General features: G+C 40.9%; 14 protein-coding genes and 1 tRNA gene. 8 read left to right on the top strand and 7 right to left on the bottom strand.

The genetic code is table 11. The annotated features are described in order from the left end of the window. Position 1 precedes the first annotated feature (1 nt). The 7 genes from LEP1GSC192_RS07370 (at position 2) to LEP1GSC192_RS07340 (ending at position 5565) form a co-directional block, all read left to right on the top strand. Positions 2 to 583, top strand: coding sequence for an ATP-binding protein (locus LEP1GSC192_RS07370; protein ID WP_036089257.1), 582 nt, complete (start codon positions 2 to 4; stop codon positions 581 to 583). A gap of 2 nt (positions 584 to 585) precedes the next feature. After that, positions 586 to 1425, top strand: a complete 840-nt coding sequence (locus tag LEP1GSC192_RS07365; protein ID WP_020769287.1) for a DUF455 family protein — start codon at positions 586 to 588, stop codon at positions 1423 to 1425. Between the two features lie 56 nt (positions 1426 to 1481). Then, a complete protein-coding gene (locus LEP1GSC192_RS07360; protein WP_020769193.1) occupies positions 1482 to 2624 on the top strand; it encodes a hypothetical protein in 1143 nt (380 codons plus the stop codon). Positions 2625 to 2636: 12 nt separating this feature from the next. After that, positions 2637 to 3299, top strand: coding sequence for a hypothetical protein (locus LEP1GSC192_RS07355; RefSeq protein ID WP_020769079.1), 663 nt, complete (start codon positions 2637 to 2639; stop codon positions 3297 to 3299). Continuing rightward, the gene (locus LEP1GSC192_RS07350) at positions 3296 to 4024 is read left to right on the top strand and encodes a flagellar motor protein MotB (RefSeq protein WP_020769328.1); all 729 of its coding nucleotides are present in this window, start codon (positions 3296 to 3298) and stop codon (positions 4022 to 4024) included. The genes LEP1GSC192_RS07355 and LEP1GSC192_RS07350 overlap by 4 nt, the downstream gene beginning before the upstream one ends. Before the next feature lie 3 nt (positions 4025 to 4027). Next, on the top strand, positions 4028 to 4486 hold the full coding sequence (locus LEP1GSC192_RS07345; RefSeq protein WP_020769348.1) for a hypothetical protein: 459 nt from the start codon (positions 4028 to 4030) through the stop codon (positions 4484 to 4486). Between the two features lie 83 nt (positions 4487 to 4569). After that, complete coding sequence (locus tag LEP1GSC192_RS07340) at positions 4570 to 5565, top strand: M14 family zinc carboxypeptidase (protein WP_020769338.1); 996 nt, start codon at positions 4570 to 4572, stop codon at positions 5563 to 5565. A 23-nt stretch (positions 5566 to 5588) separates the two neighbouring features. On the opposite strand, the gene LEP1GSC192_RS07335 is transcribed toward LEP1GSC192_RS07340, so the two are convergent. Both LEP1GSC192_RS07335 and LEP1GSC192_RS07330 read right to left on the bottom strand, forming a co-directional pair. Beyond that, on the bottom strand, positions 5589 to 6407 hold the full coding sequence (locus tag LEP1GSC192_RS07335; protein WP_020769220.1) for an RNA polymerase sigma factor: 819 nt from the start codon (positions 6405 to 6407) through the stop codon (positions 5589 to 5591). A 1-nt stretch (position 6408) separates the two neighbouring features. Continuing rightward, positions 6409 to 6891, bottom strand: a complete 483-nt coding sequence (locus tag LEP1GSC192_RS07330; RefSeq protein WP_020769198.1) for a nuclear transport factor 2 family protein — start codon at positions 6889 to 6891, stop codon at positions 6409 to 6411. A 341-nt stretch (positions 6892 to 7232) separates the two neighbouring features. On the opposite strand from LEP1GSC192_RS07330, the gene LEP1GSC192_RS07325 reads away from it, so the two are divergent. After that, a complete protein-coding gene (locus LEP1GSC192_RS07325; RefSeq protein ID WP_020769340.1) occupies positions 7233 to 8831 on the top strand; it encodes a 7TM diverse intracellular signaling domain-containing protein in 1599 nt (532 codons plus the stop codon). Positions 8832 to 8899: 68 nt separating this feature from the next. Here LEP1GSC192_RS07325 and LEP1GSC192_RS07320 read toward each other — a convergent pair whose 3' ends face one another. From LEP1GSC192_RS07320 to LEP1GSC192_RS07300, 5 genes are all read right to left on the bottom strand, one after another. Beyond that, positions 8900 to 10081, bottom strand: a complete 1182-nt coding sequence (locus LEP1GSC192_RS07320) for a pyridoxal phosphate-dependent aminotransferase (protein WP_020768988.1) — start codon at positions 10079 to 10081, stop codon at positions 8900 to 8902. 9 nt (positions 10082 to 10090) lie between these two features. Then, positions 10091 to 10321, bottom strand: coding sequence for a DUF2905 domain-containing protein (locus tag LEP1GSC192_RS07315; RefSeq protein ID WP_020769134.1), 231 nt, complete (start codon positions 10319 to 10321; stop codon positions 10091 to 10093). A 25-nt stretch (positions 10322 to 10346) separates the two neighbouring features. Next, positions 10347 to 10436, bottom strand: a tRNA-Ser gene (locus LEP1GSC192_RS07310). 80 nt (positions 10437 to 10516) lie between these two features. After that, positions 10517 to 12070 carry an FAD-dependent oxidoreductase gene (locus tag LEP1GSC192_RS07305; protein WP_020769149.1) on the bottom strand — a complete coding sequence of 518 codons (1554 nt, stop codon included), beginning with the start codon at positions 12068 to 12070 and terminating at the stop codon, positions 10517 to 10519. Further along, on the bottom strand, positions 12060 to 12641 hold the full coding sequence (locus tag LEP1GSC192_RS07300) for a hypothetical protein (protein WP_020769319.1): 582 nt from the start codon (positions 12639 to 12641) through the stop codon (positions 12060 to 12062). The genes LEP1GSC192_RS07305 and LEP1GSC192_RS07300 overlap by 11 nt, the downstream gene beginning before the upstream one ends. Positions 12642 to 12726 lie beyond the last annotated feature (85 nt).

Genomic DNA, 12726 nt, shown 5'->3' with positions numbered 1-12726 from the left:
AATGAGGGATACGGCCGATTCACTTTTGGTTAAACATCATTCGGGTTCGTACGTTATGTTCCTACCTCCTGATTTAGCTAGCATTCGGGAGTTCAGAAGAGCCCTTCGCCAATCTTTAGAAGAGAATACATTCATCTCTAAAGATATCCAGCAGATCGAACTAGCAGCTGATGAGGCACTCACCAATTCCATTTCCGCAAATTATAATTCTAGTTCGGAAGAAACAATCATTTGCAGATGGATCGTTAACGATTCTAAGTTCACTTTATGGATTGTGGATTACGGTTCCGGTCTGAAAAAAGAAAAGATAGAAGAGCAAATTGCGGAAGCGAAACCTTCTTCCCTACAAGATTTCTTAAAAAAAGTAAAAACCTACCAAGAAGGCAAATGTGAAGTCCTTCCGAACAGAGGAAAGCTTACGCAGCATAGGAACTTGGGAAAAGGTTTACTCATTATGCAATCCTTAATGGACTCGGTAAAGATCATGTATCATTGTAAAGAAGGAAAAATTTCCTCAGACCCTACCGATTCCAGTATCCGCGGGTCTATCATCGAATTAGCATTCGATTCTAAAAAACACTGACTTTGACTTTAAACGAATACGCTCAATTTCTTTTAAGTTCTCCCAAGTTAGAGGATAAGTTATATTCTCCGGAAAAAATGCCGGAAGATATTCTTTGGCCGAATTTTCTTCCGAAGGACAGACCGGAAAGATCATCTAAAATATCTTTCTCGGATAAAAAATCGAAAATGCCCCGAGTGGAACATTTGAATTCCGAAGAAAATCGGATCCTTTCCCTCCATCATTTTGCTAATCATGAGCTTATGGCCGTGGAGATCTTCGCTTGGGCTATATTAAAATTTCAGAATGCTCCTTCTTCTGTTCGTAAAAGTATGTACAAGACGATCTTGGAAGAACAAAAACATCTGAAACTTTATTTGGGATCGATCCGAGAATGGGGAATGGACCTAGGAGATCGTCCCCTCAATTATATATTCTGGAAACAAACCCCCAATATGCAGACATTGCAGAAATTTTTTGCGATCATGGCCCTTTCTTTCGAAGGAGCCAATTTGGATTTTTCTATCATCTATAAAAAAGCATTCGAAAAATTCGGAGACCAAAAACGGGCCGATATCATGCAGATCGTTCATGAGGATGAGATCCGCCACGTAAAAAGAGGAGCTAAGATCGTATTCTCAGACGGGGTTTCCCAAGAACGACAATGGGAGAAATATCTGGAATATCTGACCCATCCATTTACTCCCAGAAGGGCAAAGGGATTTTTATATTTTCCGGAACTTAGGACCAAAGCCGGATTATCGACCGAGTTTGCAGAGGCCCTAGGAGCTTATACGGACGAATACGATGGTACTACAAATGCTAGAATCGTAAAAAATGTGTTAGGTATGGGGGCTAGTTAAGGCCTAGGAAATCGATAGACATCTGCTTTTCTTGGAAAGAAGCTGTAGTTCAGAATATGTTTCGTTTTGTTTCTTTTGCACGAGTACTGATTCTTTTTTCAGTAGTCATTCTTCTCATAGCTTGTAATTCAAAAACGCCATCCGATTCCCAGATCGTTTCGTTAACCATTCCGGAGGCCGAAGAAAAAAGTCCGGATGTAGTCCTAAAAAAATTGGGCAACCTGGACGAGGATCCGGATCTGGAAACATTCGCCTTAGTTCGCAATGGAACCGAAGAGATACTCGCAGTTTTCAAAAAACAAAACGGAGAATGGACTCTCAAATCAAAGATCGGTTTTAATCTTCTTAATATCGGTCCATTTGTTCACGATCCTAAGGTTTCCGCTTGGAAAGCCGGGGAAGATGAGAATACAAAGGAATCCGGCTATATAGTTAAAAGAATTCTAATGGAAGAACTTCCGGGAGATTCTTTCAATTCTCTCTTTTTGGAAGTTTTAAGCGAAGAACCGCCTTTAGGGCTTTTTTCCGTTCCGTACGTGATCCGCAAAGGTGAAAAAATTCTAGACGGACTTGCTTCTTTAAAGGATCATCAGTTTTTAGCGAAATCGAAACGTATAGATTTTTCCTATAATAAAGAAGAGAAGAATCTCACCATCTTTCCGAATAATCGGACCTACGCTCAAAATTTTAACTTCAACGGATGGGAAATGGTTCCTGATGTTCCGAATGTGGCCGCTCCGGGGTTACTAAGTGTCGAAGCTCCTACGGTTTGGAAAAAGGATACTGCATCCGAGGTAGTGATCTGGTTCAAAAACAGAGGATCTTATTCAGGCACTACCTATATCAGTCTTTCTTTTCCTCAAGGAGGAAAATTGGAAGTGGATTCCGGCAAAGAAGGATTGAGATATTATTCTCCGGGATCTTCCGTATATTCTTTCGAAAAAAAATATATCAACTCCAAGGTTCCTTTATTGGAAATTACCAAAGAAGGTTGGGCGAGAAACCATAAATACGGAGTTCGTTTTAAATACACTCCTGAAGTGGATGGTGTTCCGAGTTTGTTGGTGCGTTCCAGTTCCAAGTCTTATAGAGAGACGATCAATCTTCCTACGGATTACAGTTCCGTAAAAACCGAAATAGACCAGCAAGGTTTCAAAAGTTACCCTCTATCTTTGGTTCCAAGAGGAAAGTCCAAATAATCGGATAATATCGTGAGTAGTTTCGAAGAACATAAACTTAAACAAGCCAAAGCAGAGATCGTTCGAGCTCAGGTGGAACGTTTCCGCAAATTTTATGCGGATTATTTTCACCTGGAAGAGACGATCTCCATGGTGGAGTATTTTTTCGAAACCATTTACAACTTGGATGGAAAAGAAGCATGGATGCATCTCGCCTTGGACACTTATCAAAAAGTAAAAGGTATGATGAAGGAAACCACCAGAGCGAATCTAGAAACTTTGATCGAATTAAACAATCTAACGGATCATTTAGATTCTGAAATGGCAAAGCTGTTGGTCCAAAGGGATTGGGACGGTAAAAAACTTACCAGAGAAGAATACGACGATCTGTACAAAGCATACGGTCATAAAGAAGAAAGAAAAAAACAGTTAGAGATCGTTCTTCATAACCTCAGAACATTTTATGAACTAGCGCATAAACCTATCTCCGCTTATCTGATCCGACCTGCCAGGTTTATGGCATCTCTATTGGGAGTTTCTCTTTTATTCGAATCGGTGGAGAAGGCATACAACGCAGTTTTACCTGTGTCCCCTGAAATTTTTGTTTCTTTTATCGAGCAAGTGGAGAGAAGAGAGACGGAATATCTAGAGTCCGCTTTCCTGAATGGAAAGCAGCCTAAGGAGTCGTCTGCTTGAACGGAAGATCACGTTTTTCCAGATACAGAAAGCCTGTCGAAACCGGAGATGAGAATCGCGACAGATGGCTTTTGACGTATGCGGATATGATCACCCTTCTTCTCGGACTTTTTATTATTTTATACTCTATTTCGCAAGTAGACCAAAATAAATTGAAACAAGTGGCGGACTTGGTTCGAGGTGGATTCGGTTTAGGAGAATCCTTTTTTGAAGGTTCCAATATCACATTGGAAGAGGATCCTTTATTACAACCAAGGACCCAAATCTATCGTTTCTGGGAAAGGATCTCTTATGCATTAAAAAAGCTGAAAGAGAAAACGAAATTATTCATCGGAATCAATGAAACGGAAGAAATCCGTATACAAGTATTCGCACCATCCTTGGGAGAAGGTGAATTTTATCCGGATGAGGATACAGACTTCACATTCAAAAAAGTCGCGGAAGTCGCGCAAGGTATGGATGTGGACATCACTTTAAGAGTTCAGGTCCCTTATGCAGAGCAAGCTGGCCAAGGTTTTAGAAATACTTGGGAATACAATGCACATCGTGCAAGTTTGATCGCGGAAACTTTGTCGGAAAAATACGGTATTTCTCGAGATAGACTCTCCGTCCAGGCGTATCATGGATTTAGAAAGTTAGGACCGGAAGAAGGTCCCAGCCCGGAAATAAAAGCCTCTCAAGAAAGAATAGAAATCATCATTCGTAAACGAGGAAAGGAACAATAAGGAATGATCTCTAGACTAAATAAAACTTTAATTCCTTTCGGATTGGTACTCGCATTGGTGGGAGCTTTCTCATCCGGTTGTTCCAAAAAGAAAAAAGTTCCGGCTGCAGTGGAATCTATTTGGAAAGCGGATCAGGATGGAGTGGGGAATTCCAGCGGGTTTGTATGGGTTTCCAAGTATTGTGAAAAGGTCAGACAATGTGCGGACCCGGACATGAAAACCTTGAATCCGGATTCTGAGGCTATTCTAGAAAAAAGACTAAGAAAGGATTTTTGTTTAGAAAAATTTAAAGAATCCAAAGTGTATACTTTGGCTGCGCAAGAACCTAAATTGGTTTTAGGCAGGACCATTTCCTGTTTGAAAGCGGCTACCGAGGCAGATTGTTCTCTGATCAAAAAAGGAGTTTCCGAACTTTCGGAAGATTGTAAATGGTTACAAGCTCTGCAAAACTCCAGAGAGTAAAAATATAAAGGTCTGATAAAAGACCCGGGCTTTCGGCCCAACCGTGGACTAAAGATACGATCTGAAATTTTCGGAGGCGGACCTTGCTCAGAGGTATCAAAAGACTGAATCGTTACGAGAAAAGATTGCTCAGGATCGCAAAACTGGGCGGCAAACTCGTAAAAATCAACCAAGCAGGTTTTTCCAGAAGGACTGAGGAAGGTTTTCGTTTTCCGATCTATAGTTTGGAAATAGGAACAAAAGAAGGTCTTGAAAAACATCCGGTTGGAATTACCGCCGGTGTTCATGGATTAGAGACCATCGGTATCCAGATACTTATCGATTTTTTGGAATATATTATTCATCCTAGATCCACGGGCTTTCTTCCCGAATTAAAAAAAGGTAAATTAGGATTAGTTGTTATTCCAATTGTGAATCCCGGAGGAGTGGCCGCAAAGACTAGGGCAAATCCAGGGGGTGTGGATCTGATGAGAAACTCAGGAATAGATGCGGAGAAACCTCTTCCGTTTTTCGGGGGCCAAAAGTTCTCGAACAAACTTCCCTATTTTAGGGGACACGGATTAGAACCTGAATCCAGAACTCTTTCTAGAACTGTTTTCGAAAAATTCTTTCATGTCCGAGATTCTATCTTGCCTGTTCTGGATTTACATTCGGGTTTTGGAACGGTTGATAATGTTTGGTGGCCTTATGCTTATACTCATAAGCCCTGTCCCGATACGTTTTTATACGAAAGGATCGCTTCTCATTTGAAGGGACATTGTGGTCATATCAATTTTGCGTATGGTCCTCAGAGTGCGAGTTACACCACTCACGGAGATCTCTGGGATAAGTTTTACGATCATTACCAAGAGTTGTATGCGGAACAAGCCGGTTGGAGTTCTAAATTCCTCCCCTTGACATTGGAAGTAGGGACCTGGTCGGATATCAAAGAAGAACCATTGAAGTTATTTTCTAAAAAAGGGATCTTTAGACCTGCCGAACACAATAAGAGCGAAGTTTTGACAAGGTATAGAGGTTTTTTAAGGGACTTTGTACGTTTAGGTCTGACAAAACCTAAGGACTGGACGGAAGCTCAGTAGTTTCTGCCGGTGCTTTGGAGAATTTAAGAAGGCCCTAACTTTTCTAAAATTTCCTTGGGAGTTTCGTAAATCCCTTGGCTTTTATAGATCCAGGCGAGACGATCCAGCTCTTTTAAATGGCCTAATACTTTAGAATCTTCTAAAGTAGGATTTTTCCTTCTTAATTTTTTCAGTTCCGTAAAAAAGGAAAAATTATCCTTGTTCCGATCTAAAAGATGGCCTGACAAGCCTATACACGGGCACGCCTTGTTATCATCGATCCACATTCCGCATTCTTTGGATAAAAATTCGGATAGTTTCTTTTTCGAGCGGGAAAGTTTTTGACGAAAGTTTTCCGCGCTGATTCCTATAATTTCGGCTCCTTCTTCGCTACTCATTCCGTACACCGAGGATAATACGAATACGATCCTGTCTGCGGAATTCAATTTTAATAGAACAGCATGTACACAGCCGAATCGGATCTCTTCTTCCAGGATCTTGCTTTCTACCTGATCTTCTAAGGAAACGGAGTTCGGTTTAGAAAGGTATTCTTGGCGTATTCTGCTTAGATATACGATATTCTTAGGTCTTTTGATCGATAAAAGATGATTGCTCGCGACAGAATATACCCAAGTTGTGAATTTACTCTCGAACCTGAATCCCGAGAGTTTATTAGAAATTTTGAATAATATCTCTTGGGTAGCATCTTCCGCTTCTTGGGGATCCCATAACATTCTTAAAGAAAGATTAAAGATATAATCTTGGATCTTTTCCAAAAGTATTTCCATCGCCCTAGGTCTTCCTTCTAAGGCGATCCGGATCATATCCGTAAACTCGTCTTGTATGGTTACGGATCTTTCCATTCTAAGCTGCGATCCCTTTCTTCCTAAGATAATGTTCCAAATTTCTGGCAGCTTCCGATCTCACCTTTCCTTGGACGAAAGGTGTCCATCCCAAAAGTACTCCGGGAGTGCCTAAAGCCATTCTGGTCCATTTCCAGAGAGGAAATCTATCCTTTTGTCTGACCACTTTTCCGTTTTTAAATAGGAATTCGGATCGGATATGGTTTTGAACCTTTCTTCCGGTTTTTGAGAATAGATAAGTGGCAACCCAATATGCGGTTCCACTTTCAGTGTCAGCGTTTGCTTCTAATAACTCGATCGTAGCGTTCGGATCCATTCTTTCCAAAAGCATGGACCACATTCCTGGTACAGCTCCGCCTTTTAATTTCGGAAAAACAGGATCTGAAAATTCGACGTCTTGTGAGTAAAAGTCCGCGATATTTGCGGAATTTCTAGAATGAAAACTTTTATAAAAGTCTCTGATTTTGGCTTCGTTTGGATGCATGTGAATTTCCTTTTTGATTTCGCATATTAGGATCGAATTTGCCGATTTAGTGTGACTGGATTTAGTAAAAATTTTCGGGAAAAGATAAAAAAAGGCCCGCTAGATGGCGGGCCTGAAAATCATTCGGACAAGCGGATTAAACTCGTCCGAGGCAAGGCGAATAGAAAACGCCATAAGGCGTTGGTGTAAACTCCAGTTAACGAATATGAGTCAAGTGATAACTCTTACTGGAGAGTAACATTTCAATAATATACTATATAGAATCGGAAATCGTTCGGGATTATAGACATGAACGTTTTTTGTTTGCATCCAATTGAATTACAAAAAAATGTTTTTAACACATGATCCGAATTTCGTTTTTATTTTTCCTTCTCCTTTCGAGTTTCGGTTCTATCTTTGCAAAAGAACTTCCGTTCATTCTAAAAACAAACGAACATAATAAAAATATTACGCCTGAACTTTACCTTTGGCAAAAAACAGATACTGAAAATATTCCTCCTCCTTCGCATCAGGTCAACGGCTGGAAAAAAATTGGAAGAAATGCCTTAAATTTCAATTTTTCAAAAAGGTCCTATTGGTTAAAATTCAGAATTCAATTTCGAGAAGAAATTCGTGAAAATCTTTACTTCGTGATCCGATGGAAAGCTCATGATTTAGCGGAATTATATACCCCAAATGGGGTAAGTCCGATACAAAGAGTGGGAGATACATTATCAAAAAATGATTGGCCCGTAAAAAACGTCCTCTATCCGACATTGCTCTTGCAAGGAGAGCCAGGTGAAGAAAGAGAATTTATCGTTCGGCTTAAATCGGAATCCATTATGTCATTTCCGATCGATATTATGGATGAGGCAGGTCTCAGAGCAAATCTTGCCATAGAAACAGGAGTATTTTCACTCTCCGCATGCTTATACGGAATGCTTATCCTGGTGGCTTTATTGTATTATAGAGCTACAGAATATAAGGAATTTCTACTATATACCTGCTATGCTTTTTGTATGGGAGCCTCTTACGACGTAAATTACGGAAATGCAATAGAGCTATTTTGGGAAAATTCCCCTCTTTGGGCCGAGAAAGTGAATTACTTTTTCTTTAATTTGGGCGGCATTTTCGGGTTTCAATTTATCCGAAAATTTTTGGAAACAAAAACTTTTTTGCCTTGGGTAGATCGAATTTTATTCTTTTTTGCGATAGTTTTGGGTTTTACACTTCCGCTTATTTTTGCGACGGAAACCATCGCCTATCTCACTCTTACCAACGAGATCATTTATTCCGTTTCTATTCCGATGATCCTGATTTCAGGGATCTATTTGAGAGGACGGGGAAATCGCAAATTAAATCTGTTTTTGGTTTCTTGGGGATTGTATCTTACTCTAGGATATATTAGTATTTTTTACTATATGGGATTTTTGGAATACGGATTTTTTACGGTCTATTCGGTGCCTCTTTTCTTTCCTGCGGACCTTCTTATCCTTCTTTATAATATTATCCAAAAATATTCCCAGAATTTGGAGGAGAAGAATAGTCTACTCGAGACTTTGAGAGGTTTCCTAGATAAGCCCAGATATGCTCGTTCTAAGATCTCCGGCCTCGATGTAGATGAGTCTCTGAACTCTCTCGAAAATCTGATGAATATGGAGAAATTATTCGCCGAGGAGGAAGTTACGATCCAGATGGTGGCCTCTAAGGTAGGTTTGAGCACTCATCAATTATCCGAACTTCTGAATTCCAGATTAGGTATGGGGTTTGCGGCTTATTTGAATTCTAAAAGAATAGAAGAAGCGAAACTTCTGCTAAAAAACGATACCGAGGACAATATTCTGAATATTGCGTTTGCAGTAGGTTTCGGTTCCAAAACTTCTTTTAATGTGGAATTTAAGAAGGCGACGGGTCTTACTCCTAAACAATACAAAAGTTTCGTACAAAAGGCGGTTCTATAAGAACGTCCTAAAAGTTTAGGTTAACGATACGTATTCCGTTCCGAGCTTAGATAGCCTGGGACAGGTTCTTATAGGAGCCGGGAAATTTTTTCGAGTCCTGAGTGAAACAATTCCGTCTCGGAGATCAGACTGACCACTATACTTCCTAAGTCTTCCTCGAGTCCGAACATGGAACCCGGGTGGACTAATACTTTCTCTTTTTGTAATAATCGAAAGGAGAACTCCTCGTCGTTTAAGAAGGATTTGGATTGTAATATCGTATACCATCCCCCCTTCGGAGAAGTATAAACAATTTGAGGATGAGAAGAACGGAAACTTTCCAGAATCTGCAAATTTCTTTGTATTCTCCTTAATACTTGGCTCTGGATCATATTTCTCCATTGGAATAATTCAGGAAGAGCAAGTTGTATCGGAGTTCCGGCGGAAAGATAAGTATCGGAGATGATCTCTAATCTTTCCTTACATTCTTTTTTCCAGTTAGTAGGACCACCAACATGGATCCAGGAAAGTTTCATTTGGGGAAGTGCGAGTATCTTTGATATTCCGTTTACAACAAACAAAGGAAAATCGGTATGAAAGAAATCGATTTGTTCCTGATTTTTTTCATACAAATAGTCCGAGAATACTTCATCTAAAACTAACGCTATCTTTTTGGATTTAGAAATGATCCTTAGTCTTTCGAATTCTTCCGAGGTAAGAATACTTCCCGTAGGATTATTCGGAGAAACTAAAAATAAGATCCTAGTTCTGTTCGTGATCTTAGAATCTAAATCTTCAAAATCGATTTTCCAACAATCATTCTGATTTAGTTTATATGAATTGAATTCTACTCCTTCCAATACGGATAGAAATTCAAAGAGCGGGTATCCTGGTGAAGGGATGAGAACTTCTTCCCCAGGATTGCATAATAGTTTTATTAAATAAGAATACGCCTCTGATGAAGAAGATGTCAAAAAAATATCCTCTTCCGAAATGATATGTCCTTTTTCTTTGTAATAGTTTACGATGGATCTTCTCGCGTTGAACGTTCCTTTCGGATCTGGATCATATTCCATACTTTCCGGTTTTTGAAAGGAATGTAGTATTGCTTCTCTTGGATAGACAAGCCCGACTTTAGTAGGATTGGAAACGGTTAGATCTATCCAATCCTGTCCGGAGTTCCTAAAAGATCCTAAAAGTGAATAAAGATCGTTCTCTCCCGGAATGAATTCGAATCTGTCGCTAAAGCGAGGAGTGTTTTCCGAATCCATGCGGTTTTCTTAATGTATAAATCTGTTCCAGAGATACAGAAGAAGGGAAAGTCCGATGCTGATCAGAATGGAAGTCGCAAATGGAAAATAGAATCTGAAATTTTCTCTCTCGATCTTGAAGTCTCCCGGTAAATTTCCGAGAGAAGAGATAAACGGGAGTTTGGAGCCGAAAAGGATAACGGCTCCGATAACCAGGAAAAATGCCCCGATCCAAAGAAATGTTTTACCTAGCGGTTCCATATCAGGTCCACTTGGAATCAAGAACTGGCGGAGAGGGGGGGATTCGAACCCCCGGTAGGTGTTACCCTACGCTTGCTTTCCAAGCAAGTACCATAAACCGCTCGGACACCTCTCCGGTTCTTGGTTGCGATTACGATGATTTTCCAAGGAGCGGTCCGGTCAAGGAGATTCGATCCAAAAGTTCCGAGCGGAGGATTAGGACTTTTTCTCTGAAATAAATTGGGCCGCTCTTTTGGAGAATGCCATGATCGTATAGCTTGGGTCCACGGAAACCGCCGTAGGAAATACGCTGGAATCGCTCACATATAAATTCGAAATTCCATGCACCTTATGTTTCCAATCTACGACTGAAGATTTAGGATCCAATCCCATTCTGCATCCGCCGGCTGGATGGGGAGCTGCCATCGCCATAGAAGCGGGTGTTAATGGAAGCGAATCCACAACGCCTATCTCCTCTGGTTTAGTTAAAACGGTTCTTTTCAGATCCGGAAGGATCACTTTATATGCGCCTGCTTTAAAGTTCAGAGTAACTTGTTTACGAATGCAGTCTCTGAGTATCTCTTTAGTAAGCGGTCCGAAGCTGTACTGCACTTCTCTTTTCCCGCTGGATTTGACTTCTATTCTTCCTAACTCGGTGTCCGGATCGTCTATCCAACCTATCGTGCCGCCGAGTCTAGGAAGTTCTTTCATGACCTCGAAATGTTCGGCGCCGAATCCCGGAACCAAAGCACCAATCGCTGCCGGTTGTAATTGATTGGCCATGATCAGATAACCGCCTTCCCTATAAATGCCGCCCGCATAACGTGCCAGTCTGAATTCTTCTACACCGTATGCCGATGGAATATTTCTCCATTGGATAATCGGTTCCTTGTAGAGAGCATGGACGAATGGAGAAGGATTGATCGCCAAAAATTCTCCCAATGCGGGCAACTTTTTTTTGAGCCCGTTTTTAAGAAGAAAGGTGGAACTCCCGAAACCTCCTGCGGCGACCACGACTGTGTCCGCTTTAAAGCGCAATTTTACTTCGGATTCTTTTTGAGAAGGTCTGTCTATCACAACCGCTTCTAATCCGACTACTTTGTCTCCTTCCAGTTCCAATTCTAACGCTTTAGTATCGGCGTAAAGGTCAGCTCCTAATGCCATAGCCATCGGGATATGAGTGATTAATTGGCTTTGTTTTGCTCCGAACATACAACCTTGCATACAATGTCCGGACTTTTGGCAATTCTTGCGAGCTTGGGGAACCGGGTTTCCTTCCCATCCTAATTCTTTCGAAGCCTTACGAACCAATTGGTTCATTTTATTATAATTTTCTTCCTTTGCAGGATGGACATTTAATGTGTCGTCTAACTCTTTCCAAAACGGTTCTAAATCTTCCGGCCCATGACCCAATACCCCGAATTTGTCTTTCCAGAGTTCCAATCTATCTTTAGGAGTTCTATAACTGTCCGCCCAATAATGAACGGAGGCGCCGCCCACGTTCTTTCCATACACTATATTGACTGTTCCATCCGCAGTGGTTGCCATATTCCTTTCTGCGGAAACTTTGCCAGCCATATTCAATTCATGATTATCGAATGTTCCGGTATGATAGTAACCTCCTTCTTCGATTAAGGTTACCTTCTTACCTAGCTTAGCTAGTTCATAAGCAACGGTGGCTCCCCCGCAGCCCGTTCCGATCACTAAAACTTCGGTGTGGATCTCCTTGGACTCGCCTAAATTTTTCCATTCGTAAATTTTACCCGACATCGGAACCTCCTACTCGTTTGCGATAATAGATCCTGGATTCGCTTAACTTTTCCGGAGGATTTAAAAACGGTCCGTCATACGAAATCGTTTTGAAAGTGGATTCGTGTCCGTAGTACATTAGAAAAATCGGCATTCTCAAATTTGCCCAAACCGCTCTGACAGTATCCGAGTCGGATTGATTCAACTCCGATAAGAACTTTCTTCTACTTTCCAAGGAAAGTTTGGAGAATCTGGAAAACTTCCAATGGAAGAATGGAAGATATTCCAAAACCAATATTAAAGTTTTAAAGTCCTCGGATAAGAAAGGATCTACGAAATAAAATTCTTCATCCAATCTTTCGAGTACCTTGGCTTCTTTATACGTTGGAGCTCCAACAGCTTCGGGTAAGATAGCTTCCGATAATGCGGCCAGGGTTTCTAATTCCGATTCGGAGAAAAATAACACCTTAGGTAATTGTCCGGAAGATCTGTTTAAAATACAAATAGATCCCCCGAGTACTAGAGCTCCCGAACCGGCGAGTCCCAGTCTCAAGAATGTTTTACGGGAAAAACGCGGGGCTGAATTTGCCATTGCAGTGTTTTCCTTTGATTCTTGGAGTTGTCAATCCTATCCTACCCGTTTCCCTATAGAAAACCAACTTGACGTTCCAAACGTT

The organism is Leptospira sp. B5-022, assembly GCF_000347035.1.
In the GTDB taxonomy this organism is placed as follows: Bacteria; Spirochaetota; Leptospiria; order Leptospirales; family Leptospiraceae; genus Leptospira_B; species Leptospira_B cinconiae.
The sequence above is the reverse complement of the archived record's forward strand: the minus strand, read 5'-3'. Positions and strand labels throughout refer to the sequence as shown.

What these genes read in the sequence shown, in the direction of transcription:
- LEP1GSC192_RS07370 (WP_036089257.1), top strand. Translation starts at nt 2, where the DNA reads ATGAGGGATACGGCCGATTCACTTTTGGTTAAACATCATTCGGGTTCG.
- LEP1GSC192_RS07360 (WP_020769193.1), top strand. Translation starts at nt 1,482, where the DNA reads ATGTTTCGTTTTGTTTCTTTTGCACGAGTACTGATTCTTTTTTCAGTA.
- LEP1GSC192_RS07345 (WP_020769348.1), top strand. Translation starts at nt 4,028, where the DNA reads ATGATCTCTAGACTAAATAAAACTTTAATTCCTTTCGGATTGGTACTC.
- LEP1GSC192_RS07335 (WP_020769220.1), bottom strand. Translation starts at nt 6,407, where the DNA reads ATGGAAAGATCCGTAACCATACAAGACGAGTTTACGGATATGATCCGG.
- LEP1GSC192_RS07330 (WP_020769198.1), bottom strand. Translation starts at nt 6,891, where the DNA reads ATGCATCCAAACGAAGCCAAAATCAGAGACTTTTATAAAAGTTTTCAT.
- LEP1GSC192_RS07325 (WP_020769340.1), top strand. Translation starts at nt 7,233, where the DNA reads ATGATCCGAATTTCGTTTTTATTTTTCCTTCTCCTTTCGAGTTTCGGT.
- LEP1GSC192_RS07320 (WP_020768988.1), bottom strand. Translation starts at nt 10,081, where the DNA reads ATGGATTCGGAAAACACTCCTCGCTTTAGCGACAGATTCGAATTCATT.
- LEP1GSC192_RS07315 (WP_020769134.1), bottom strand. Translation starts at nt 10,321, where the DNA reads ATGGAACCGCTAGGTAAAACATTTCTTTGGATCGGGGCATTTTTCCTG.
- LEP1GSC192_RS07305 (WP_020769149.1), bottom strand. Translation starts at nt 12,070, where the DNA reads ATGTCGGGTAAAATTTACGAATGGAAAAATTTAGGCGAGTCCAAGGAG.
- LEP1GSC192_RS07300 (WP_020769319.1), bottom strand. Translation starts at nt 12,641, where the DNA reads ATGGCAAATTCAGCCCCGCGTTTTTCCCGTAAAACATTCTTGAGACTG.